The sequence below is a fragment of the Mycobacteriales bacterium genome (assembly GCA_035550055.1).
Lineage (GTDB): Bacteria > Actinomycetota > Actinomycetes > JAFAQI01 > JAFAQI01 > DASZTV01.
Window position 1 is genome coordinate 45123 of the sequence record DASZRO010000080.1, and the last position, 22353, is coordinate 67475.

Sequence of the window (22353 nt, forward strand, 5' to 3'; positions counted from 1 at the left end):
CCATGCCGCTGCGGTTCTGGACGAAAAAGCGCGAGCGTCAGTACCAGCACATCAAGGCGGGACTGCAGGAGCGCGGCCGCAGCGAGGACACCGCCGAGGAGATCGCGGCGCGCACGGTCAACAAGGAGCGGGCGCGGGCCGGCGAGGCGAAGCAGGCCAGCCGTACCTCGACCGAGGACATCTCGTCAGGCCGGCGCGGCGGGCTGCGGTCGCACTCCGGACCCGGCGGTCGCACCAAGGACCAGCTCTACGCCGAGGCGCAGCGCAAGCGGATCAAGGGCCGCTCGACGATGTCCAAGGCCCAGCTCGAGAAGGCCGTCGGCCGCTGACCCATTAGCCGCGCGGGGCGTGCGGCTGTGCCCATTCAGCCGCGCGGAGCGCGCGGCTGAGCCCATTCAGCCGCGCGGGGCGCGCGTCTCTGGCACCCGCGGCATCCGCGGGCGGATCAGCTTGTCGAGGAACGAGGACAGGCCGCCGTCCTGCGCTGCGCCCTTGAGGGCGTTGAGGGCGGCGAGTCGCTCGGCCTGCTCCTCGCGAGCCGCGTTGAGCTTCGTCACCAGGTCGTCGATCTGGCCGCTGAGCGTGGTCACCGCCTTGACCTCGCCCTCCACTGCTCCGAGCAGCGCCTTGAGGCCGCCCGCGAGATCAGTGACGCCAGCGGACGCCGACGAGGCGGGCCGGGCCGCGGGACGTGCCGCGGTCTTCTTCGCCGGGGTACGCGCCATGTCAGAACTCCTGATGTTGGTGTTACGCGTGTGATCTGCGTGAACACGGTACGCAATCGGCGTCGAGTTGACCAGAGCGGCGTCGGAATCGGCCGGTAGAACGGTCTGCATGTGCGGTCGCTACGCGAGCACCCGGCGTGACGGTGACCTGCTGCGCGACTTCCAGGTCGCCTCCGTCGTCGACGACCCCCCGGAGCCCTCCTGGAACGTCGCCCCGACCGACTCCTCACGGGTCGTCCTCGAACGCATCGTGACCGACCAGCCGGACCGTCAGCTGCGGACACTGACCTGGGGCCTGGTGCCGTCGTGGGCGAAGGATCCCAAGCTGGGCGCGAAGCTGATCAACGCTCGCTCGGAGACCGTCACGACGAAGCCGGCGTTCAAAGCGGCCGCCTCCCGGCGCCGTTGCCTGGTACCCGCCGACGGCTACTACGAGTGGATGGTCGCCGACGACGGCAAGCACCCGATCTACCTGTACGGCGACGGCCCGCTGGCGTTCGCCGGCCTCTACGAGCTGCGACCCGTGGACGAGAGCCGACAACAGTGGCTGTGGACGTACTCGATCCTCACCTGCACCGCCACCGACGAGGTCGGGCACATCCACGACCGCTCCCCCGTCGTCGTCCCTGCCGACCTCCGCGACGCGTGGCTGGATCCGACGATGACCGACCTCGCCCAGGTTCGTGAGCTGGTCGCGGCGATCCCACCGCCACGGCTGCACACCTACGAGGTCGCGCCGCTGGTGAACTCGGTCCGCAACAACGGCCCGGAGCTCGTCGAACCGATCGAGCGCGCCTAGCTCAGGCCGGCTTCGCGACTGCAGCGGGCGGGTCGTCGCGCATGCCCGCGAGCGAATCGGACTCGAGCATCGCGGTGATCTGCTCGGCGGGCCGCGGCACGGCGAAGCGGAAGCCCTGCCCGAACCGGCAGCCGAGCGCCCGCAGCGTACGCAGCTGCTCGGTGGACTCGATGCCTTCGGCGACCGTCTCCAGGTCGAACGCGCTGGCCAGCTCGAGGATCGAGCGGACCAGGACCGCGGCACGCGGCCGGCCACCGAGAGAGCCGACGAAGCTGCGGTCGATCTTGAGGATGTCGACCGGATAGCGGTCGAGGTAGGCGAACGAGGAGTAGCCGGTGCCGAAGTCGTCAACGGCGACGCGTACGCCGACCGAGCGCAACGCTGCGAGCCGCGACCGAGCGAGCTCGGCGTCCTTGAGCAACAGGTTCTCGGTGATCTCGACGATCAGCGAGTCCGGCGGCAGGTCGGCGTCCTGCAGGATCGCCACGACGATGGCGACCAGGTCCGGGTCGTGCAGCTGGCTGGGCGAGAGGTTGGCGGAGACCGAGAACGGCCGGTCGAGCGCCTGCTGCCACACGGCGGCGTCGCGTGCCGCCTGCTCGAGCACCCAACGCCCGAGCGGCAGGATCAAGCCGGTGTCCTCGGCGATGTCGACGAACGCGGTCGGCAGCAGCAGTCCGCGGTCGGGATGGCGCCAGCGCAGCAACGCCTCCGCCCCGACCACCTCGAGGGTGTCGAGGTCGACCAGTGGCTGGTAGTGCAGCGCGAAGTCGCCGTTGTCGACGCTGCGACGCAGCTCGGTCTCGAGCCGGAGCCGACGGGCGACCCGAGCCTGCATCGCCGGTTCGAAGCTGACGATGCGGTTCTTGCCGTCGGCCTTCGCGCGATACATCGCGACGTCGGCGTCACGCATCAAGTCGAGTGCCCCGCGGGCATCCGCGGCGTGCATCAGGCCGATGCTCGCGCCGAGGGAGATCGTGCCGCGGGAGAACGCGAACGGCGCGTTGACCGCGATGAGCAGCCGTTGCGCGGCGGCGAGCGCCTGATGGTGGTCGACGCGCTCGAGCAGGACCGCGAACTCGTCGCCACCGAGCCGCGCGACGAGGTCGCTGGGCCGCAACGAGGCCCGCAGTCGCCTGGCGACCATCATCAGCAGCTCGTCGCCGATGGCGTGCCCGTAGGTGTCGTTGACCGCCTTGAAGCCGTCGAGATCGAGCATGAGCAACGCGATGCCCGCCGAGCTGGTCTCGAGCGCCTCGACCCCGAGCTCGATGCGCTCCGCGAGCGAGAGCCGGTTGGCGAGCCCGGTCAGCGGGTCGGTGTGCGCGAGTCGGCGCATCCCGAGCTCGGCCTGCTTTCGGCTGGTGATGTCGGTGACGACGCCGTCGATGATCCGCCGACCGTCCGCGGTCTGCTCGCGCAGCCACATCTGGTCTTGCACCCAGCGGGTTGCGCCGTCGAGCCCGATCATCCGGTACTCGACCTGCATCACCCCCGACCCGTCGAGCATCGCCGCGTCGAGGTAGGCGTCGCGGTCGTCCGGATGCACTGCGCGGGCCCACGCCGCGCTCAGGTCGGCGTCGTGGCCCGGGTTGCCGCCGAGGAAGTTCTCGATCCCCGGCCCGGTGTAGATCTCCTTGTACCCGCCGTCGGGCAGGACCTCACCGCTGTAGATGTGGCAGCCGACGCGGGTGAGCAGCTCGATGAACATCTCGTGCGTCGGCGCGAGGTCCGGCGCGACGCCGTCCTCGTCACCCGGCACCGATGCACCACGCACGCCAGAAGTGTCTCCTATTTGCCGTCGGCGGGGGCCAAAAGTTGGCGCTACCGCGAACGGGGTTCGTTCGGGGCGGTCAGCCATGTCGCGAGCGCGAGGGCGATCGTGGCGTGCACCTGCGCCGAGGCCAGACTGTTCGCCTTGTCAGGACCCTGCTGGCTCGACGCGACGTTGACCTGGGTGCGAGCACGGTCGAGGTGGAAGGCGAAGTTCTCGGAGCTGAACGGCAAAGGCATGCGAAGAAAATAGAGGCACACCCAACGGCTGCGCGAGGGAGGGCGGACGAGTCGGTCTGTAGGCCGGGTTCTGTGACTCGGAGCGAACCCCGAGCCGACGGTCATCTATCTCGGATCGCCGTTGCCGACGACCTCTAGCGGTCTACCCGGAAGCTCGGGCGGGCCGCCCTCGAGCGCTTCCTGTCTGACCTTGCTCCGGGTGGGGTTTGCCGAGCCGGCCGAGTCACCTCGGTCGCTGGTGGGCTCTTACTCCACCGTTTCACCCTTGCCGTGCGGCCGAAGCCGTACGGCGGTCTGTTCTCTGTGGCACTTTCCCGCGGGTCGCCCCGGGTCGGTGTTACCGACCACCCTGCCCTTCGGAGCCCGGACCTTCCTCGGCGGCACCGAAGTGCCGACGCGACCGTCCGACCGACTCGTCCGCGGCCAAAGCGTACTGATATGCAATGACGAGACGAAAGGCTCACGGCGTAGAAGGGAAGCCCCCGTGGCAATCGAGGTCGGAAGCAAGATCCCGGACGTCGCCGTCAAGGTGATGCGCGACGGCAAGCCGGAAGAGGTGCGCACGGGCGACGTGCTCGGTAGCGGCAAGGTCGTGCTCTTCGCGGTGCCCGGCGCGTTCACCCCCGGCTGCTCGAAGATCCACCTCCCCGGCTACGTGCAGCACGGCGACGAGCTGAAGGCCAAGGGCATCGACACGATCGCGTGCATCTCGATCAACGACGCCTGGGTGATGGATGCCTGGGGCGAGTCGCAGGGCGTCGGCGACAGCATCCTGATGCTGGCCGACGGCAACGGCGAGTTCACCAAGGCGATGGGCCTCGAGGCCGACCTCGCGGTCGCGGGGCTCGGCACCCGTTCGCAGCGCTACGCCGCGGTCATCGAAGACGGCACCGTCACCGAGCTCGAGGTCGAGCCGGCGCCGGGCGTCGACGTCAGCAGCTGCGAGAACATCCTCACGAAGGTCTGATGTCCTTCGAGACCTTGCTGTACGGCGTGGCCGACCGGGTCGCCACGATCACGCTGAACCGGCCGGAACGGCTCAACACGATCGTCCCACCGATGCCGGAGGAGTTCGAAGCCGCGGTGGCCGACGCCGTGGCCGACGCGGCCGTGAAGGTCATCGTCGTACGCGGCGCGGGACGCTCCTTCTGCGCGGGGTACGACTTCGGCGACGGGTTCCACCACTGGGACGACCGCATCACGACCGACGGCAAGTGGGATCCGGGCAAGGATTTCCAGCTCGCCGGCGCGTACGGGCCGACGCAGCGCTTCATGTCGATGTGGCGCTCCCCCAAGCCGGTGATCGCGCAGGTGCACGGGTGGTGTGTCGGCGGTGGCAGCGACACCGCGCTGTGCGCCGACATCGTGATCGCCTCCGACGACGCCCGGATCGGGACGCCGTACTCGCGCATGTGGGGCTGCTACCTGTCCGCGATGTGGGTCTACCGGCTGGGGCTGGCCAAGGCTAAGGAGTACGCCCTGACCGGCAAACCGCTGTCCGGCGTCGAGGCCGCGCAGGTCGGGCTGATCAACCGCTCGGTGCCGTTCGCCGAGCTGGAGCGAACCGTCGCCGAGACCGCCGCGCAGCTCGCTTCGATCCCGTCCTCACAGCTGGCTGCGATGAAGCTCGTCGTGAACCACGCCTACGAGCAAATGGGCCTGTCGGCCACGCAGACCCTCGGTCCGATCCTCGACGGGCTGATGCGCAACACCCCGGACGCCGCGGCGTTCATCGACACCGCCGAGCGCGACGGCGTCGCGGCCGCTACCCGTCAGCGCGACGAGCTCTTCGGCGACTACAGCCAGGCGCCGGGCACCGAGAAGCCAGACCCGAACCACGTCATCACCCCATAACCGCCGGCGATCTCACGACCGGTACGACAGCGGCGACCGCAACCGCGGCGACGATGAGCGCGCTCTGCGGCGATGACAGCCGGGCGACCAGGCCCACCGCCGGGCCGCCGAGCCCGACACCGGCGTCGAACCACGCGAAGAACGCACCCGACGCCGCGCCTCGCTCCTTCGCCGGTACGTTCGCGACGGCGAGCACCCCGAGTGAGGGGACGGCAAGACCCTGCCCCACGGAGAGCACGACCAGGGCCCCGACGCTGAGCGACGACGACGTGGCGACCGCGAACAACGCCAGCCCCGCGGCCTCGACGATCGCCGCGACCGCGAGCACCCGCGCGGCCCCCAGCCGGTCCGGAAGCGAGCCGAGAGCAACCCGGCTGACGATCACACCGGAAGCGAAGACCGGCACGATCAGCGCGGCCGTCCGCAGTCCGTGACTGGCGACAACGGCCGCGCCGAAGGACAGCACCGCGACGTAGCCGATGTTCACGAGGAGCAGGCCGACGCCGGGCCTGCCGGTACGCCGCACCATCTTCGCGATCGACACCTGCTCGTGCCGCGCAGTGGTCGGCTCCGGCGCGTTGGTGGCTGTCATCGCCGCAGCAGCGCCGAGCAGCGGCAGCGCCATCGCCGTGACCCAGAGCCGGCCGGTGTGGTGAATGCCAATCAGCTCGACCAGCAGCGGCCCGACGGTCAGCCCGGCGTAGTTCGCCAGGCCGATGTGGCCGAGGGTGCGACCCTGATGGACCTCACCGGCGATGCGCAACAGCCACAGCACAGTCGCGCTCATCATCACGGCTTCACCGGCACCGACGACGAGCCGGCTGACGACCAGCGCCCACAGCGAGACCCGCCACGCCGGGAGGACGCCGACGGCCATGGCAACGGCTCCGGCGACGACCATCGGCCGCGCACCGAGCCGATCCGACCATCGGCCGCCGAGCGGGCGCAGCACCGCACCGGTGATCGAGGGTGCTCCCACCGCAAGCCCCACCGCGACGGCGCCGCCGCCGAGCCCGGTCTCGACGTACGTCGGCACCGCGCGCAGGACCGCTCCGAGTGCGGCGTAACAGGTGACGGAGGCGCCGAGCACCAACAGGTAGCCGCGCCAACGTCTCAGAAAGGCCATCTGTCCAGGCCTACCCGCACCTCGCTTCGACCACCGTCGAAGCGAGGCGGGCATAGCGTCGACACGTGTCCGCCCTCGCCGCCGAACCCACGCCGATCCCCGGCGACATCGACCTGTCCGCGGTCGGCGCGCTGCTCGCCGACGCCTCCCGCGCGCGGGTCCTGCTCGCCCTCGGTGACGGCCGGTCGCTGTGCGCCTCCATGCTCGCCGGCGAGGCGGGAGTGTCGGCGTCGACTATCAGCAGCCACCTGTCGAAGCTGATCGACGCCGGGTGGCTGAGCTGCGAAATCCGTGGCCGCTACCGCTACTACCGCATCGCCGGGCCGGCCGTCGCCGAGGCGATCGAGACGCTGGCCCGCCTCGCGCCGCCCGCTCCGGTGCGCTCCCTGCGGGAAGGCACCAAGGCGCACGCCGTACGCCGGGCCCGGCGCTGCTACGACCATCTCGCCGGCAAGGTCGGCGTCGCACTGGCCGACCGGCTCGTCGCTTGCGGCTACGCCGTGCCGGACGACGACGGGCTCACCCTGACCGTCTCGGGTCGCCGCGCCTTCGCGGGGCTCGCCGTCGAGCTACCGGCGAGCGACCACATGCGCGGATGCGTCGACTGGACCGAGCAACGTCACCACGTGGGCGGCGCGCACGGTCGCGCGATCCTGGCCCGGCTGGTCGATCTCGGCTGGCTGCGCCGCTCACCGTCGAACCGGGCGATGCAGATCACCGACGCCGGCAGCCGGGGCCTTCGCGACCACTTCGGCGTGGACGTCACGGCCTTCGGCTGAGTTCCGCCGGTTGCGCAGCGACGAGAAGGTGCGGTGCGCCAGCACGAGCCAGCAGACGACGGCGACGCAACTCAGCGCGGCGGGGATCCAGTGCCCCAGGAGCAGCGACGCCGCGATCGCGCAGCTGAACGCGGTGAGGTTCGCCACCACGTCATAGACCGGGGCGACGAAGGGCCGGTTGATGACGTGCGAGATCGCGATGATGACTCCGCAGGCGAACGTCACCGAGAGCAGGAACGAGACCACAACAGGTCTCTCTAACCCGGGAACGGGGTGGCTACTCCACCGAGGTGGCTGATGTCGTTGACCAGCCGCACCACCGACGCCCCCGTCGGGCGCCAGTCGATCACCGACACCGACGCCGGGTCGATGTGGATCCGGAACACCGTGTGCAGCGGCGCGTCGAGAGCGTCCCGCAGCAGCACCTTGATCGGCGTCACGTGGGTGACCACCAAGACCTTTGCGTCCGGATAGCTCGCGACGGTCCGCTCTCGAGCCGCCGCCACGCGCTTCGCGGTCGCGGCCATGCTCTCGCCGCCGGGCGGCGCGAGGTTCGGGTCATCGAGCCAGGCCCGCAGCTGTTCGGGCGAGCGCTTGTTGATCTCGCCGAACGTCGCGCCTTCCCAGTCGCCGAAGTCGGTCTCGGCGAAGCCGTCCTCGACGACCACGTCGGCACCGACCGCCGACGCCACAATCTCGGCGGTCTGCCGGGTACGCCGCAGCGGCGAGGCGACGATGACGTCGAGGCCGAGCCCGGACAGCCGGTGAGCCGCCGCCCGCGCCTGCGCCGTACCGCGGTCGGTCAACGCAGCGTCACCCCGCCCACTGAACCGCTTCTCGATCGACAGCGGCGTCTCGCCGTGGCGCAGCAGGGTCGCCATCGTGGTCGGCCCAACCGCGGCGCTCCAGCCGTAAAGGGTGTTTCGCGGCTTGGTCGCCGACGCGGGAGCGGCGCCAGCCTGTGCCGCGACGAGCGCCTCCGAGCGCGGCGACCACGCGCGCCCCGCCGCCTGGTCGTCCATCGCCTCGTTCGCCAGCCGGTCCGCTTCGAAGTTCAGCTCGCGCCTGATGTGGGTGAAGCGGGCGCTCGGGATCTGGCGGAGTACGCCGGCGGCCTCCTTCGCCAGCTCGATCATGTCGGGATGCTTGACCTTCCACGCGTTGCTCATCTGCATCACGACGAGCTTGGAGTCCATGCGGACCTCGACCTCGGTCGCGCCGAGCGCGACCGCCTCGCGCAGCCCCGCGATCAGGCCGCGGTACTCCGCCACGTTGTTGCTCGCGACACCGATCCCGCCGGCAACCTCGCGCAGGATCTCGCCGGTGTCGGCGTCGCGAACGAGCGCGCCGTATCCCGCCGGACCGGGGTTCCCGCGCGAGCCGCCGTCGGCTTCGACGATGACCCGGGTCACAGGCCCGAGTCGGCCGTGCGGACCAGGATCCGCCGGCACTCCTCGCAGCGCAGCACCTCGTCGGGCTCCGCGTCGCGGATCCGGTTGATGTCGGTCGTGTTGAGCTGGAGGTGGCAGCCTTCGCACTGACCTCGGCGCAGCGCGGCGGCGCCGACCCCGCCGGAGGACTGCCGCAGCTTGGTGTAGAGCTCCAGCAAATCGCCCGGCACACCGGCCGCGGTCTCGCCGCGATGCGCCGTCGTCTTCTCCACCTCAGCGGCGATCTCCGCGAGCGCCGCGTCGCGACGCGAGGAAGCGTCGGCCAGTCCTTGCTCGATCGTGGCGAGCTCGCCGCGCAGCCCGGCCAGGCGAGCCTGCACCGTCTCGCGTTGCTCCATGACCTCGAGCTCGGCGTCTTCGAGCTCGGTCTGGCGACGATGCAGCGACTCGATCTCCGACTGCAGGTTCTCCAGCTCCTTGGGTGAGCTGACCTGTCCGCTGTCGAGCCGCTGCTGGTCACGGCTCATCCGGCTGCGGACCTGCTCGACGTCGACATCGACCTTCGCCTGCTCGCGACCCAGGTCGCTGTCCTCGGTCTCGGCACGTACGACGTCGTCCGACACGGCGGTACGCCGCGCCTCGAGACTGGCGATCTCGTCGTGCTCGGGCAGCGTCGCGCGCCGATGCTCGAGCCGGTCCAGCGTGGAGTCCAGCTCCTGTACGTCGAGCAGCTTCAGCTGGTCCTCGGGAGCGGCGTTCACGTCACCTCAGCAGTGCGAGTGGGTGGTCCATGGGTCGGTGACGATCCGCGACACCGAAGTCTCAACCGTAGTGCCGGGGATCGTGAGGTCCGTCGCGAGCAGCGCCGCGGCCTGGTCGAGCCACGGCGCCTCCGTCGCCCAGTGCGCAGCGTCGATCAGGGCGACGTCGAGGTCGGCGATGCTCTCCGAGGTCGAGTGGTGCTTGAGGTCGGAGGTGACGAGCACGTCGGCCCCCAGGCCGGCGGCCAGGGCGGCCAGTCCCCCGCCGGAGCCGCCGCACACGGCGACCGTGCGGACCGGGCGGCCAGGATCCCCCGCGCCGCGGACCCCCCAGCTCGTCGCCGGCAGCGCCCGCGCGACCTCCTCGGTGAACTCGGCGAGTGTCGTGGCTGCCGCCAGCGTCCCGATCCGGCCGAGCCCGATCCCGGTCGGGACATCGGCGAGCTCGACCACGTCGTACGCCGGCTCCTCGTACGGGTGAGCGGCGACCAGCGCGGCGAGCACCTGGCGGCGCAGCCGTCGCGGCGCGACCGTCTCCACCCGCGTCTCCGCCACTCGTTCCGCGACGCCGGGGCTGCCGATGGTGGGTGACGTCCCGGGGCCGGGCGTAAAGGTGCCGGTGCCCGTACCGAGGTATCCGCACCGGCTGTAGTTGCCGATCGAGCCCGCGCCCGCCGCCGACAGCGCGTCGAGCATCCGGTCGGCGTCGTCGACCGGCACGAAGGTGACGATCTTGTCGACCGCACCGCTGGCCGCAGGCGAGAGCACGCCGACGTCTCGCAGGCCGAGCGTCGCGGCCAGCGCGTCGTTGACTCCCGGGTTGGCGACATCGGCGTTGGTGTGCGCCACGTAGAGCGCGCAGCCCGCGCCGATCAGCCGGTGCACGACCCGGCCCTTCGACGTCGTCGCCGCGACCGACGTCGTGCCGCCGAGGTAGAGCGGGTGATGGGTGACCAGCAGCTGCGCGCCCGCAGCGACCGCCTCCTCCGCAACCGCCTCGACCGGGTCGACCGCGAAATGGATCCGCGTGACGTCGGCGTCCGGGTCGCCGCACACCAGGCCGACGGCGTCCCACGACTCCGCCCACGCTGGGTCGTAGCGGCCCTCGAGTGCGGCGATGATCTCCGCGAGGCGCATGCCGTCAACATACGTTGGCGGGCGTGACCGACTCACAGCTCTGGCTGGTGCGCCACGGCGAGACGGAGTGGAGTGCGTCAGGGCGCCACACCGGCAGCACCGACGTTCCGCTCACCGAGCGCGGCCGGCAAGCCGCGACGCAGCTCGCCGCCGTCCTCGCCGGACACTCGTTCGCGGCGGTGCTGACCAGCCCGATGTCGCGGGCGCGCGACACCTGCGAGCTGGCGGGCTTCGGCGATCGAGCGATCGTCGACGACGACCTGCGCGAGTGGGACTACGGCGAGTACGAAGGCGTCACCACCGAGGAGATCCGCAAGACCCGGCCCGGGTGGACGGTGTTCGCCGACGGCTGCCCGGGCGGCGAAGCGGCCGATCAGGTCGCGGCGCGCGCCGACCGGGTCATCGCGTCGGCGCGGCGTACCGACGGCGACACGATCGTGTTCTCCCACGGCCATCTGCTGCGTGTGCTGGCGGCGCGATGGGTCGGCCTGCCGGCGCCGGCCGGTGCACATCTCGCACTGGCGACGGCGTCGGTGAGCACGCTCGGCTGGGAGCGCGAGACCCCGGTGATCGCGAGCTGGGACCTCACCTGACGCCCGCGTGCGTTGCTGCGGACGCGACGCTCAGGCGTGCGGGTGACGCTGCGCCGGCTCCCGGCCGACCGGCTGCGTCGGCGGCGGCAGGAGGGCGACCCGCGGCTTCAACGGCCGGGTGACCGGCTTGTCCGCGGTCACGAGCACCTCCTCGCCGGCGTGGCTGAGCGCGATCTCGCCGTCGTCGCCGTCGTGCACGGCGTACGTGACCTCCCGGTGGTCGACCTCGACCCGAAGCCGTACGCCGCGCCAGCGGATCCGGAACACGAGCTTCGAGATCCCCTCCGGCAACGCAGGGTCGAAGGTGAGCCGGCCGCCGAAATCCCGGAAACCACCGAAGCCGGCGACCAGCGAGCTCCACGCCCCCGCCAGTGACGCCATGTGCAGCCCGTCACGGCTGTTGCGGTGCAGGTCGCGAAGGTCGATCATCGCCGCTTCGTAGGCGTAGTTGTGCGCCAGCTCGAGATGACCGACCTCGGCCGCCATCACCGCCTGGGTGCACGCCGACAACGACGAGTCGCGGACGGTTCGCCGCTCGTAGTAGTCGACGTTGCGGGCCTTGTCCTCAGGTGAGAACCGGTCGCCGCACCAGTGCAGCGCGAGCACGAGGTCGGCCTGCTTCACGACCTGCTTGCGGTACATGTCGAAGTACGGCGCCGACAGCAACAGCGGATAGCGGTCCTTGTACGCCTCGAAGTCCCACGTCTCGTGCCGGGTGTAGCCCTCCGACTGCGGATGCACCTGGAGCTTCTCGTCGTACGGGATGTAGACGTTGTTCGCCGCGTCCCGCCAGCTCGCCGCCTCCTCGTCCGTCACGCCGTACTCGCGCGCCAAGTCCGGATGCCGGCGGCACCCTTCGGCGGCCGCGGTGAGGTTGCGCGCGGCCATGAGGTTGGTGAACACGTTGTCGTCGGCGATCGCGCTGTACTCGTCGGGACCGGTGACGCCGTCGACGTGCCACGCGCCCTCGGCGTCGTGATGACCGAGCGAGAGCCACATCCGCGAGGTCTCGACGAGGATCTCGAGGCCGCCCGAGCGCTCCACCGACTCGTCGCCCGTGGCGGTCCGGTAGCGCTCCACCGCGTCGGCGATGTCGGCGTTGACGTGGAACGCGGCGGTGCCCGCCGGCCAGTATCCGGAGCACTCCTGGCCCCGGATGGTCCGCCACGGGAAGGCGGCGCCCTTCAACCCGAGCCGGACGGCGTGCTCGCGGGCGAGATCGATCGTGGAGTGCCGCCACCGGATGACGTCGGCGGCCGCCTTGGGCTGGGTGTAGGTCAGCACCGGAAGCACGAAGCCGTCGGTGTCCCAGAAGGTGTGCCCGTCGTACCCGGGCCCGGTCAGCCCCTTCGCCGGGATCCCGCGCCGCTCGGCGCGCGCGCCTGCCTGCAGCACGTGGAACAGCCCGAACCGGACGGCCTGCTGGATCTCGTGGTCGCCTTCGATCTCGACGTCGGCCGACTCCCAGAACTCGTCGAGGTACACCCGCTGCTCGGCGAGCAGCCCTTCCCAGCCGGAGTACCGCGCGCTCGACAGCGCGGCGGCCACCTGGTCGCGCAGCGACGGCCGGGACCGCTGGCTCGACCAGCCGTAGGCGATCAGCTTCACCAGGCGCAGCCGCTCACCGGGGTGAAGGTGGGCGACCACCGTGGTGCGCGCCCAGTCCTCGCGGGTGTCGACGTCGAGGTCGTAGCGCCCGTCGTAGTCGATGAGGTGGTCCATCCCGGCAGCCATCTGCAGCTGGCTGGCGCGGGTGTGATGCATCAGGATCCCGCCCTTTTCGTGGCGGAAGTTCTCGATGCCCACCAGCGGCCGGTCGAGGATCGCCGACACCCGCGGGTCGGACTTCATCCGCGGTAGCTCCTCGTTGGCGACCAGCTCGGACTGGATGACGAACCGGATCGCCTCGTCGACCGGCTCGACGATGAACTCGATCGCCGCCACCGCGCGTTGGACGAACGACACCATCCGGCGGGAGCGCACGCGCACCCGTTGCCCGGCAGGCGAGACCCAGTCGAGGCGACGGGTCAACGTCCCGGCGCGGAAGTCCAGAACGCGTTCGTGCTGGTGCAGCTCGCCGTAGCGGACGTCGAGCGGCTCGTCGTTGACCAGGACCCGGATCAGCTTGCCGTCGGTGACGTTGACCACGGTCTGGCCGGATTCGGGATAGCCGTAGCCGGCCTCGGCGTACGGCAGCGGGCGCTGCTCGTAGAAGGAGTTGAGATAGGTGCCGGGGATGCCGTGCGGCTCACCTTCGTCGAGGTTGCCGCGCATGCCGATGTGCCCGTTGGACAGCGCGAACACCGACTCGGACTGGGCCAGCAGGTCCAGCCGCAGGTCGGTCTCCCGGACCGCCCACGGCTCGACCGGATAGGCGGACTGCTCGATCACGACGAGTCGTCCAGGAGCTCGGACAGGTCGCTCACCACTTTGCTCGCCCCGTTCTCACGCAATGCGTGCGCCTGCCCCACCCGGTCGATCCCGATGACGGCTCCGAAATGCCCCGCCCGCCCGGCTTGTACGCCGGCGATCGCATCCTCGAAGACCGCCGCTTGCGCCGGCTCGACTCCGAGCAGCGCAGCGGCTCTGAGAAAGGTATCCGGCGCCGGTTTGCCGGCAAGCCGCTCCTCGCGAATCGTCACGCCGTCGACCCGCAGCTCGATGTACACGTCCAGCCCGGTCACCCGTAGTACATCGGCAGCATTGGCGCTCGAGGAAACCAACGCGCGGCGCAGGCCGGCCGCCTGGGCCGCCGCCAGGTAGGGCTTGGTGCCGTCGAACACCTCGACGCCTCCTGCCCGGATCCGCGCCAGCACGTCCGCGTTCTTGCCGTTGCCGACGCCGTGAACGCTCGCCACGCCGGGCGGGTCGTCTGGCTCGCCCTCGGGCAGCACGATGCCGCGGCTGGCCAGGAAGTCGCGGACGCCGTCCGGCCTCGGCTTGCCGTCGACGTAGGCGAGGTAGTCCTCACGGGTGAACGGCGACTGCGGCACCGCACCGGTCGCGGTGAGTCCGGCCAGGAACGCGTCGAAGGCGTCCTTCCACGCCGCGAAGTGCAGGGCTGCCGTGTCGGTCAGCACCCCGTCGAGGTCGAACAGGCAGGCCGTCACACCGTCGGGCAGTCCCAGCACGTGCCGATCCCATCACGACGCTGAAACGGTGAACCCGGGGCGCAGGGGGTGCGTGAAAGATCACGTACGGGGAACTTCCAGTGACGGAGGTATCCATGCCGACAGCAGAGGACCACCCGACTTCGACCCAGCTCACCGGCGACCTGAAGACCGTGCTCGGTCGTGCCCACGAGACCTCGCTCGCCCTGCTCAACGACAAGGGGGCCAGCCGACTCGACGTCGTCGCCTGGTTGTCGGCGCACGTCGCCGCCTTCGAACAGTCCATCTACCCGATCGCCAGGCGCCGGCTCCCGGACGGTGCGGCGCTGCTCGCCGAGGACCGCGAGGTCGTCGCACGGCTGGTGCACACGCTGCGGGTCGCCGAACGGATGCACACCGGCGACGTCCTCGCGTCCAACCTGAGCGGTCAGCGGCTCACCGACCGCCTGCTCGAGCTGGTGAACGAACACAGCCGGGTCCAGCAGCGGCTGGTCGCGCGGCTCGCCGATGCGCTCGACCCCGCGGAGGCCGACAGCCTGGCCAAGGAGTACGGCGAGGCACTGGCCCACGCTCCGACCCGGCCGCATCCGCACCTGCACAACCGGATGCTGTTCCGGCTCGACGCGCTTCGCGACCGCCTCCTCGACACGATGGACGGCCGTCACGTGCCGGTACCCCGCGTCGCGCGGACCTACATCGCTCCCGGCCGCTGGGGCTCCTACCTGCTGGGCCAGCCGCACCCCGACGCCGAGCTGGGCCAGCCGAGGCCGCCGCGCTGAACGACGAGCCGCCTCGTGCGTGGCGAATAGCCCGATTTGCACTTTCTCCCTAGGATTGTCCGCAACGTCCGGGAAGTCGCCTTCTTGGGACGACGACCTAAGGAGCGAGAGCGTGAACACACGACGGCTGGCACTTCGCCTCGGCACAGGTTTGGTCGGGCTCACAAGCGTCGTAGCGGTCGGGGTGGCCGCACCCACTCCGGCTTCGGCTGTCGGGTTCCTGCCGACGACCACAACCGTGAGCGCACCCGGCATCGTCGCCAACGGTCCGTCCGTCGCCGTCCCGCTGGGCGCCCAGGTCGCGCTGCTCGCCCCGCTGCCGATCATCACCAAGACCGGCGTCGGCCTGCTGCTCACGCCGAGCAGCTCGGTGTACTGGACGGTCTACCCGCCGGGCTCCTCGGTCGGCATCGACACCCCGCGGGTGCAGCTCAGCCACTGCCTGGTCATCCTCTCGGCGTGCACCGCCAGCACCACGATCTCGCTGGCCGGCACCGCCGTGGACGGCGTCTACACCGTGGTCGCGCACTACCTCGGTGACGACCTCGCCGCCTCGAGCAACGGCACCACGTCGTTCCTGCTCAGCGCAGGCTGACCGGCCGCGGCGGCCCCGCCGTACCCGTACCCCAGCCCCTTCGTTCGAAGTAGCACACAACGCCCTTCACCGTGGGCGGGTTTGCGGTGCCTTGTCCGGTTCCGCAGGCGCGTTGTGTGCTACTTCGAACCGGCGCGCGGTGGTCCCGGCAGCGGTGGTCCCAGCAGGACTCGAACCTGCGACCCCCTCGTTGTAAGCGAGGTGCTCTAGCCAACTGAGCTATAGGACCGATCGATGAAGGATACGAGCCGCCCGCGGCCGAACCTCATTCCCATGAGGCGCCCCCAGCTCTTGACCTTGCTCGTCGCGGCCGTGGTCGCACTCGGTGGCGGGACCGCCGGCGCGGCCGCCGCTCGATCCACGAGCGCACCGGCTGGCGGCGTCACCTCGCTGCTGAAGTCGCTGACGTGGGACGTCCTGCCGGGGCTGGCCAAGCTCACGCCGACCGGCCATCCCGCCAGCGCGACGGTGCTCCACCTCGGGGTGATGCTCGACAACCCGCACGACGCGGCCCTGCAGCGCCTGGCGTACGCCGTCAACGACCCGGCAAGCGCGCAGTACCGGCACTTCCGCACCCCGGCGCAGCTCGACAAGGCGTTCGGGCTGCCGGCCTCGACCGGGGCGGAGCTTCGCGACTGGCTGACCAGCGGAGGTCTGAGGATCGGGTACGCCGCGCCGAGCAACGACTTCGTCGAAGCGGACGGCACCGTCGGCCAGGTCGAGAAGCTGCTCGGCACCCAACTGGCGACGTACGCCGACAAGGGGCTGCACTTCATGGCGAACACCAGCGCCCCGAAAGTGCCCGCCGACCTCGACGTCGCGAGCCTCATGGGGCTGAACTCGCTGCAGCACTTCTCGCCGGTGGCCCCGCGGGTCACGAAGCACACCTCGCCGTCCGCCACCGGGTGCTTCGAGGGCATCAAGTTCCCGTGCGAAGAGGGCTACGACGCCGCCGACATCGCGCGCCTCTACGACGGGCCGGCCGCCAACCAGGGCCAGGGGCAGTCGATGGCGATCTTCGGTGAAGGCCAGACCGCCCCGGTGATCGGCGACCTGCGCCGGTTCGAGGCCTACAACCACCTGCCGCGCGTCAACGTGAAGGTGATCCACACCGGCCTCGGCCCGTACACCAGCAACGACGGCCAGGACGAGTGGGACCTCGACACCCAGTCCTCGACCGCGATGTCCCCGGACGTCTCCGAGCTCGACCTCTACTTCGCCAGGACGCTGTCCGACGCCGACGTCGCCACCGAGTTCGCCCAGTGGATCAACGACCCGAGCGCGCCGCTGCAGGCCAGCGCCAGCTTCGGCGAGTGCGAGACCGACCCGCTCAACGTCGCGTTCGGCAACCCGGTTCTCACCAGCCTCGCGCTGCCCGTGGCCGAAGGGCTCGGCGACAACCTCGAGCCGGCGATCGAGAACACCCTGATGCCGCGCATCCTGGCCGAAGGCCGCACGCTGTTCAACTCCTCGGGCGACACCGGCAGCTCCTGCCCGATCCTCGCGGTGTCGGGGATCGGCGGCGGCAACGGCGTGCTCAACCAGGTCGTCCCGATCCAGAGCTACCCCACCGTCAGCAAGTACGTCGTCTCCGTCGGCGGGACGCTGCTCTACAGCGACGGCAACACGCCGCCCAGCCGCAAGCTCGAGCTGGCCAGCCCGTACGGCGGCGGCGGCTCGTCGCTGTTCAACAGCGCGCCCCCCTGGCAGAGCAAGGTGCTGACCCTGCCCTGCGTGATCGGGTACGACGGGCAGCTCTACCCGCCGGGGACGAAGTGCCGCGGCGTACCCGACGTCTCCGCCCAGTTCGGGGACGCTCTCGCCCTCGGCTTCGACGTCTTCGTCGACGGCAAGCTGCTGACGACCGGCGGCACCTCCCTCGCGTCGCCGCTGTGGATGGGTGCCTGGACCCGGGTGCAGGCCGCAGCGGCCAACCCGCACAAGGGAAACGGCTCGGCCGACCCGATCCTCTACCGGATCGGGCAGAGCCCGGCCTACCACCAGGCGTTCCACGACGTGACCCTCGGCACGAACGGGCTCTACCTCGCCACCCCCGGCTACGACCTCGTCACCGGCTGGGGCTCACCCGACATGACCGGGCTGATCAAAGCCGTCGACGGCAAGCTCGCGCCGACGTCGCATGACGACACTCCGGCGGCGCCGCTGCAGCCGCTCGCGCACTGTTCGACCGTGTTCACTTCGCCGGCCGGCAATGCGGTCGACGAGAACCTCGTCGGCTATCCCGGCCACCTCAGCCCGCAGCCCCAGCTCGACATCGTCAAGGGCGCACTCTCCCTTGCCCGCGGCGGCAAGTACCTGCGAACCGTGATGACCATCTCCGACCTGAGCACCAAGCTGCCGCTCGACGCGATCCAGCCGACGACGGTGCTGCCCGGTGGCGAGGACTGGACCTTCGACGTCGTCGTGCACGGTACGACGTACTTCGCCACTGCGCACTACGAGACCGGCGCGGCCGTGACCTACAGCGGCGGGAAGATCAGTCACAAGACCGGTACGCCGGTGCCCCTCAAGGGCGACACGATCCTCGGCGCGTTCCACCCGGGCCACGACGGCACCATCACCATGGACATCCCGCTGAGCGCGATGCACGACCCGAAGCCCGGCACCCGCATCCAGGAACCGATGGCGTACACCGACATGAACAGCGCGCTGCCGTTCCTGGCGTTCACCGACGCCGCGGGCCCGAGCCTCGACTACTCGCTCGGCGCGAGGCCGGCCAAGGCCTGCTGACGCAGGCCATCTCGCCGAGACCTATGCAGGTCGCGAAAAGACGAGCCTCGAGACGAGGACCTACGTTGGGCTCGGCGGAAGGTCCGCGAGGGCTTTGAGGTAGTCGGCGATGTCGCGAGGGTCGGCGATCGCGCTGCTGACGGTCCAGCGCACGACACCGGCGGCGTCGATGACGTACGTCGACCGTCCCGCCGCGCCGAGGGTCTCGTCGAACGCCCCGTAGGTCTTCGAGACCGCGCCGTGCGGCCAGAAGTCGGACAGCAGCGGGATCTCCAGGCCGCTGCTGTCGGCGAACGCCCGCAGCGACGGGACCGGGTCACAGGAGACCGCGAGCACGTCGGTCCCGAGCGCGTCCCACTCCGAGACGTGTTCCTGCAGGGCGAGCATCTCGCCACTGCACACCCCGGTGAAGGCGAACGGATAGAAGACGAGCAGGACGTTGCGCGACCCGCTGCGCGCCGCGAGCGACTGCTCCCTGCCGTGCTGGTCCCGCAGTGCAAAGCCCGCAGCGGGCTGCCCGACCTCCGGCACTAGCGACCCTTGCTACGCGCGGCCTTCGGCGACACCAGACGTGCGCCGTTCCAGTCCGCCGCGGCGGAGACGCTCGACGTCTGCTGCAGGCCCGCCGTCGGCGCCGCCTCGCTCACGTCGCTCGGTTCGACGTGCCCGTCACGCCCAGCCTTGGGCGTCAGCAGCCAGATCACGCCGTGGTCCGCGAGTGGCGTCAACGCGTCGACCAGCGCGTCGACGAGGTCGCCGTCGCCGTCGCGCCACCACAGCAGCACGACGTCGACAACGTCGTCGTAGTCCTCGTCAACCAGCTCCGAGCCCGCACGCTCGGCGATCAGCTGCCGCAGCTCGTCGTCGCAGTCGTCGTCCCAGCCCAGCTCCTGTACGACGACCCCCGCGGTGATTCCCAGCTTGTCCGCGACGCCGTGGGGGCTGCCCGCACCGCCGTCGGTGGCGCTCACCGTGGGTTACCTCCAAATCGTGAGACGTGCACTAGCCGTGTGCGGGCTAGTCCACAGGTTGATCGCGTCAAACGCAAGTGTTCCGCATCCCCGGCCTCGGCGTAGCGTTCGGGTATCAGGCCGGCGAAGCCGGCACCGAATCTGGGTGGCGGGGCGGGAGGCGGACGTGGCGACGGGACGCAACCGTTACTCGGTCATCAGCGACGGCCTGCCGAGCCAGATCCCGGACGTGGACCCCGGCGAGACGCAGGAGTGGCTCGACTCCCTCGACGCCGTCATCGACACCGCCGGCGCGCGCCGCGCCCGGTTTCTCATGCTCAAGCTGCTCGAGCGCGCCCGGGAGCGGCAGGTCGGCGTACCGGCGCTTCGCTCGACCGACTACATCAACACGATCCCGGTCGCCGACGAGCCGTGGTTCCCGGGCGACGAGTTCGTCGAGCGCCGGATCCGCGCCTACATCCGCTGGAACGCGGCGATCATGGTCAGCCGCGCCAACACGCTGACCAACGTCGGCGGGCACATCGCGACCTACGCCAGCAGCGCCAGCCTCTACGAGGTCGGCTTCAACCACTTCTTCCGCGGCAAGGAGGGCGGCGAGTCCGGCGACCAGGTCTACATCCAGGGTCACGGCTCGCCGGGGGTCTACGCGCGCGCCTTCCTCGAAGGGCGGCTGACCGAGGCTCACCTCGACGGGTTCCGCCAGGAGATCAGCCGCGGCGGGTTGCCGTCGTACCCGCACCCGCGGTTGATGCCCGACTTCTGGGAGTTCCCGACCGTCTCGATGGGCCTGTCGCCTCTGCAGGCGATCTACCAGGCGCGGTTCAACCGCTACCTGCACGACCGGCAGATCAAGGACACCTCGCGCAGCCAGGTGTGGGGCTTCTTCGGTGACGGCGAGATGGACGAGGTCGAGTCACTCGGCGCGCTCGGCGTCGCCGCCCGCGAGGAGCTCGACAACCTCACCTTCGTCGTCAACTGCAACCTGCAGCGCCTCGACGGCCCGGTCCGGGGCAACGGCAAGATCATCCAGGAGCTCGAGTCCTACTTCCGGGGTGCCGGCTGGCACGTGATCAAGGTCGTGTGGGGCCGCGAATGGGACGAGCTGCTCGCCCGCGACGCCGACGGCGTACTGGTCAACGCGATGAACACCACGCCGGACGGGCAGTTCCAGAAGTACTCGGTGAGTGACGGCGCCTTCATCCGCGAGGACTTCTTCGGGCGTGACCCGCGGCTGCGCAAGATGGTCGAGCACCTCTCCGACGAGCAGATCACCCGGCTCTCCCGCGGCGGGCACGACTACCGGAAGGTGTACGCCGCGTTCAAGGCCGCGCGCGACCACGTCGGACAGCCGACCGTGATCCTCGCCCACACGATCAAGGGCTGGACGCTCGGCAAGGACTTCGAGGCGCGCAACGCGACGCACCAGATGAAGAAGCTGACCAAGCCGGAGCTGAAGGACTTCCGCGACCGGCTCTACCTGGAGATCCCCGACTCCGCCCTCGACGCCGACCTGCCGCCGTACTACCACCCCGGTCCTGACAGCGACGAGGTCTCCTACATGCTCGAGCGCCGCCGCGCGCTCGGCGGCCTGCTGCCGCAGCGGCTCAACCGGTCCAAGCCGCTGATGCTGCCGGGCGACAAGGTCTACGACGTCTTCCGGAAAGGATCGGGGCGCCAGCAGGTCGCGACGACGATGGCGTTCGTCCGGCTGCTGCGCGACCTGATGAAGGACAAGAACATCGGCCCGCGCTTCGTACCGGTGATCCCTGACGAGGCGCGCACGTTCGGGATGGACGCGATGTTCCCCAGCGCGAAGATCTACTCGACGCACGGGCAGCGCTACGACCCGGTCGACGCGGAGCTGCTGCTGTCCTACCGCGAGGACACGCAAGGCCAGATCCTGCACGAGGGCATCAGCGAAGCCGGCTCGATGGCCAGCGTGATCGCCGCCGGCTCGGCGTACGCGACCCACTCCGAGCCCATGATCCCGATCTACATCTTCTATTCGATGTTCGGCTTCCAGCGCACCGGCGACCTGATGTGGGCGATGGCCGACCAGCTCGCCAAGGGCTTCCTGCTGGGTGCGACGGCGGGCCGCACGACGCTCAACGGCGAGGGTCTTCAGCACGAGGACGGCCACTCGCTGCTGCTCGCCGCCACGAACCCGGCGTGCATCGCCTACGACCCGGCGTTCGCCTACGAGCTCGCCTTCGTCGTGAAGGACGCGTTGCGCCGGATGTACGGCGAGGCCAAGCCGGGCGAGGACACCAACGTCTTCTACTACCTGACGCTCTACAACGAGCCGAAGCCGCAACCCGCCACCCCGGACCTGCCCGACCTCGAAGAGCAGGTGCTGCGCGGGCTCTACCGGTTCGCGGTCGCACCGGAGATCGCCGGCGCGAACGGCGGCACGCCGCGAGCGCAGCTGATCGCCAGCGGCACCGCGATCCACTGGGCGCTCGCCGCGCAACGGATGCTCGCCGAGGACTGGCACGTCGCCGCCGACGTGTGGAGTGCCACCTCCTGGACCGAGCTGCGCCGCGACGGGCTGCGCTGCGACCGGGAGAACCGGCTGGCCGCGGCGACCGGTGGCGCCGAGCAGCGCAAGCCGTGGGTCACCCAGCAGCTGGAGGACGCGCCCGGGCCGGTGATCGCGGTCAGTGACTGGATGCGCGCCGTGCCCGACCAGATCGAGAAGTGGGTGCCGGGCGACTGGTCCTCGCTCGGCACCGACGGCTTCGGTCGCTCCGACACCCGCGAGGCGCTGCGCCGCTACTTCGCCGTCGACGCGGAGTCGATCGTGCTGGCGACCCTCACCGAGCTGGCCCGGCTCGGCGAAGTCAAGCCCGACGCCCCCGCCGAGGCGATCACCCGCTACTCCCTCGCAGCGGATGGCTCATAGCTCCACTCGGCGTTTCTGCGCGGTTGAGCGCGGTCTGCGGCTGAGAATGCCGGGACAGGGTGGGGAC

The 22353-nt window shown here is 70.4% G+C and carries 22 protein-coding genes, 1 tRNA gene and 1 other RNA gene; 10 read left to right on the forward strand and 14 right to left on the reverse strand.

The genetic code is table 11. The annotated features are described in order from the left end of the window. The first annotated feature begins 2 nt into the window (after positions 1-2). Positions 3-329, forward strand: coding sequence for a plasmid stabilization protein (locus VG899_11830; GenBank protein ID HWA67045.1), 327 nt, complete (start codon positions 3-5; stop codon positions 327-329). A 66-nt stretch (positions 330-395) separates the two neighbouring features. Here the strand turns inward: VG899_11830 and VG899_11835 are convergent, their stop codons facing one another. Beyond that, a complete protein-coding gene (locus VG899_11835) occupies positions 396-725 on the reverse strand; it encodes a hypothetical protein (protein HWA67046.1) in 330 nt (109 codons plus the stop codon). 109 nt (positions 726-834) lie between these two features. Here VG899_11835 and VG899_11840 point away from each other — a divergent pair, with 109 nt between their 5' ends. Continuing rightward, positions 835-1524: an SOS response-associated peptidase gene (locus VG899_11840; GenBank protein ID HWA67047.1), complete on the forward strand. Its 690-nt coding sequence runs from the start codon at positions 835-837 to the stop codon at positions 1522-1524. A 1-nt stretch (position 1525) separates the two neighbouring features. Here VG899_11840 and VG899_11845 read toward each other — a convergent pair whose 3' ends face one another. The 3 genes from VG899_11845 to rnpB form a co-directional block, all read right to left on the reverse strand. Next, positions 1526-3301 carry an EAL domain-containing protein gene (locus VG899_11845; GenBank protein ID HWA67048.1) on the reverse strand — a complete coding sequence of 592 codons (1776 nt, stop codon included), beginning with the start codon at positions 3299-3301 and terminating at the stop codon, positions 1526-1528. A gap of 47 nt (positions 3302-3348) precedes the next feature. Beyond that, on the reverse strand, positions 3349-3537 hold the full coding sequence (locus VG899_11850; protein ID HWA67049.1) for a hypothetical protein: 189 nt from the start codon (positions 3535-3537) through the stop codon (positions 3349-3351). Positions 3538-3580: 43 nt separating this feature from the next. After that, positions 3581-3953, reverse strand: an RNA gene (gene rnpB / locus VG899_11855) — RNase P RNA component class A. 68 nt (positions 3954-4021) lie between these two features. On the opposite strand from rnpB, the gene VG899_11860 reads away from it, so the two are divergent. Beyond that, a complete protein-coding gene (locus VG899_11860; protein HWA67050.1) occupies positions 4022-4504 on the forward strand; it encodes a peroxiredoxin in 483 nt (160 codons plus the stop codon). Beyond that, the gene (locus VG899_11865; GenBank protein ID HWA67051.1) at positions 4504-5391 is read left to right on the forward strand and encodes a crotonase/enoyl-CoA hydratase family protein; all 888 of its coding nucleotides are present in this window, start codon (positions 4504-4506) and stop codon (positions 5389-5391) included. Before VG899_11860 ends, VG899_11865 begins: the two co-directional genes overlap by 1 nt. Here VG899_11865 and VG899_11870 read toward each other — a convergent pair. After that, positions 5381-6517, reverse strand: coding sequence for an MFS transporter (locus tag VG899_11870; GenBank protein HWA67052.1), 1137 nt, complete (start codon positions 6515-6517; stop codon positions 5381-5383). The genes VG899_11865 and VG899_11870 overlap by 11 nt on opposite strands. Positions 6518-6582: 65 nt before the next feature. Here VG899_11870 and VG899_11875 point away from each other — a divergent pair, with 65 nt between their 5' ends. After that, complete coding sequence (locus tag VG899_11875; GenBank protein HWA67053.1) at positions 6583-7296, forward strand: helix-turn-helix transcriptional regulator; 714 nt, start codon at positions 6583-6585, stop codon at positions 7294-7296. Here VG899_11875 and VG899_11880 read toward each other — a convergent pair. From VG899_11880 to VG899_11895, 4 genes are read right to left on the reverse strand one after another with little or no spacing between them, the layout of a single operon-like run. After that, on the reverse strand, positions 7207-7542 hold the full coding sequence (locus VG899_11880) for a hypothetical protein (protein ID HWA67054.1): 336 nt from the start codon (positions 7540-7542) through the stop codon (positions 7207-7209). The two genes, VG899_11875 and VG899_11880, sit on opposite strands and share 90 nt — an antisense overlap. Before the next feature lie 11 nt (positions 7543-7553). Next, entirely contained in the window at positions 7554-8708 is a 1155-nt protein-coding gene (locus VG899_11885; GenBank protein HWA67055.1) for a bifunctional RNase H/acid phosphatase, read from the reverse strand. Then, a complete protein-coding gene (locus VG899_11890; protein ID HWA67056.1) occupies positions 8705-9448 on the reverse strand; it encodes a C4-type zinc ribbon domain-containing protein in 744 nt (247 codons plus the stop codon). The genes VG899_11885 and VG899_11890 overlap by 4 nt, the downstream gene beginning before the upstream one ends. A 6-nt stretch (positions 9449-9454) precedes the next feature. Continuing rightward, on the reverse strand, positions 9455-10585 hold the full coding sequence (locus VG899_11895; protein ID HWA67057.1) for a Nif3-like dinuclear metal center hexameric protein: 1131 nt from the start codon (positions 10583-10585) through the stop codon (positions 9455-9457). A 23-nt stretch (positions 10586-10608) separates the two neighbouring features. On the opposite strand from VG899_11895, the gene VG899_11900 reads away from it, so the two are divergent. Continuing rightward, the gene (locus tag VG899_11900; protein HWA67058.1) at positions 10609-11178 is read left to right on the forward strand and encodes a histidine phosphatase family protein; all 570 of its coding nucleotides are present in this window, start codon (positions 10609-10611) and stop codon (positions 11176-11178) included. Positions 11179-11208: 30 nt separating this feature from the next. On the opposite strand, the gene VG899_11905 is transcribed toward VG899_11900, so the two are convergent. Continuing rightward, positions 11209-13569: a glycosyl hydrolase family 65 protein gene (locus VG899_11905; GenBank protein ID HWA67059.1), complete on the reverse strand. Its 2361-nt coding sequence runs from the start codon at positions 13567-13569 to the stop codon at positions 11209-11211. After that, complete coding sequence (locus VG899_11910) at positions 13566-14309, reverse strand: beta-phosphoglucomutase family hydrolase (GenBank protein ID HWA67060.1); 744 nt, start codon at positions 14307-14309, stop codon at positions 13566-13568. The genes VG899_11905 and VG899_11910 overlap by 4 nt, the downstream gene beginning before the upstream one ends. A gap of 95 nt (positions 14310-14404) precedes the next feature. On the opposite strand from VG899_11910, the gene VG899_11915 reads away from it, so the two are divergent. Together VG899_11915 and VG899_11920 are read left to right on the forward strand one after the other, a co-directional pair. Then, positions 14405-15067, forward strand: a complete 663-nt coding sequence (locus VG899_11915) for a hypothetical protein (protein ID HWA67061.1) — start codon at positions 14405-14407, stop codon at positions 15065-15067. Positions 15068-15179: 112 nt separating this feature from the next. After that, on the forward strand, positions 15180-15662 hold the full coding sequence (locus VG899_11920) for a hypothetical protein (GenBank protein ID HWA67062.1): 483 nt from the start codon (positions 15180-15182) through the stop codon (positions 15660-15662). A gap of 155 nt (positions 15663-15817) precedes the next feature. On the opposite strand, the gene VG899_11925 is transcribed toward VG899_11920, so the two are convergent. After that, positions 15818-15891, reverse strand: a tRNA-Val gene (locus VG899_11925). 44 nt (positions 15892-15935) lie between these two features. Between VG899_11925 and VG899_11930 the strand changes: the two genes are divergently transcribed. Then, positions 15936-18413, forward strand: coding sequence for a S53 family peptidase (locus VG899_11930; protein HWA67063.1), 2478 nt, complete (start codon positions 15936-15938; stop codon positions 18411-18413). A gap of 60 nt (positions 18414-18473) precedes the next feature. Here the strand turns inward: VG899_11930 and VG899_11935 are convergent, their stop codons facing one another. Together VG899_11935 and VG899_11940 are read right to left on the reverse strand one after the other, a co-directional pair. Beyond that, positions 18474-18944: a peroxiredoxin gene (locus VG899_11935; protein ID HWA67064.1), complete on the reverse strand. Its 471-nt coding sequence runs from the start codon at positions 18942-18944 to the stop codon at positions 18474-18476. Next, entirely contained in the window at positions 18944-19384 is a 441-nt protein-coding gene (locus VG899_11940; protein ID HWA67065.1) for a DUF3052 domain-containing protein, read from the reverse strand. Before VG899_11940 ends, VG899_11935 begins: the two co-directional genes overlap by 1 nt. 166 nt (positions 19385-19550) lie before the next feature. Between VG899_11940 and aceE the strand changes: the two genes are divergently transcribed. Then, complete coding sequence (gene aceE, locus VG899_11945) at positions 19551-22286, forward strand: pyruvate dehydrogenase (acetyl-transferring), homodimeric type (protein HWA67066.1); 2736 nt, start codon at positions 19551-19553, stop codon at positions 22284-22286. The last annotated feature ends 67 nt before the right edge of the window (positions 22287-22353 follow it).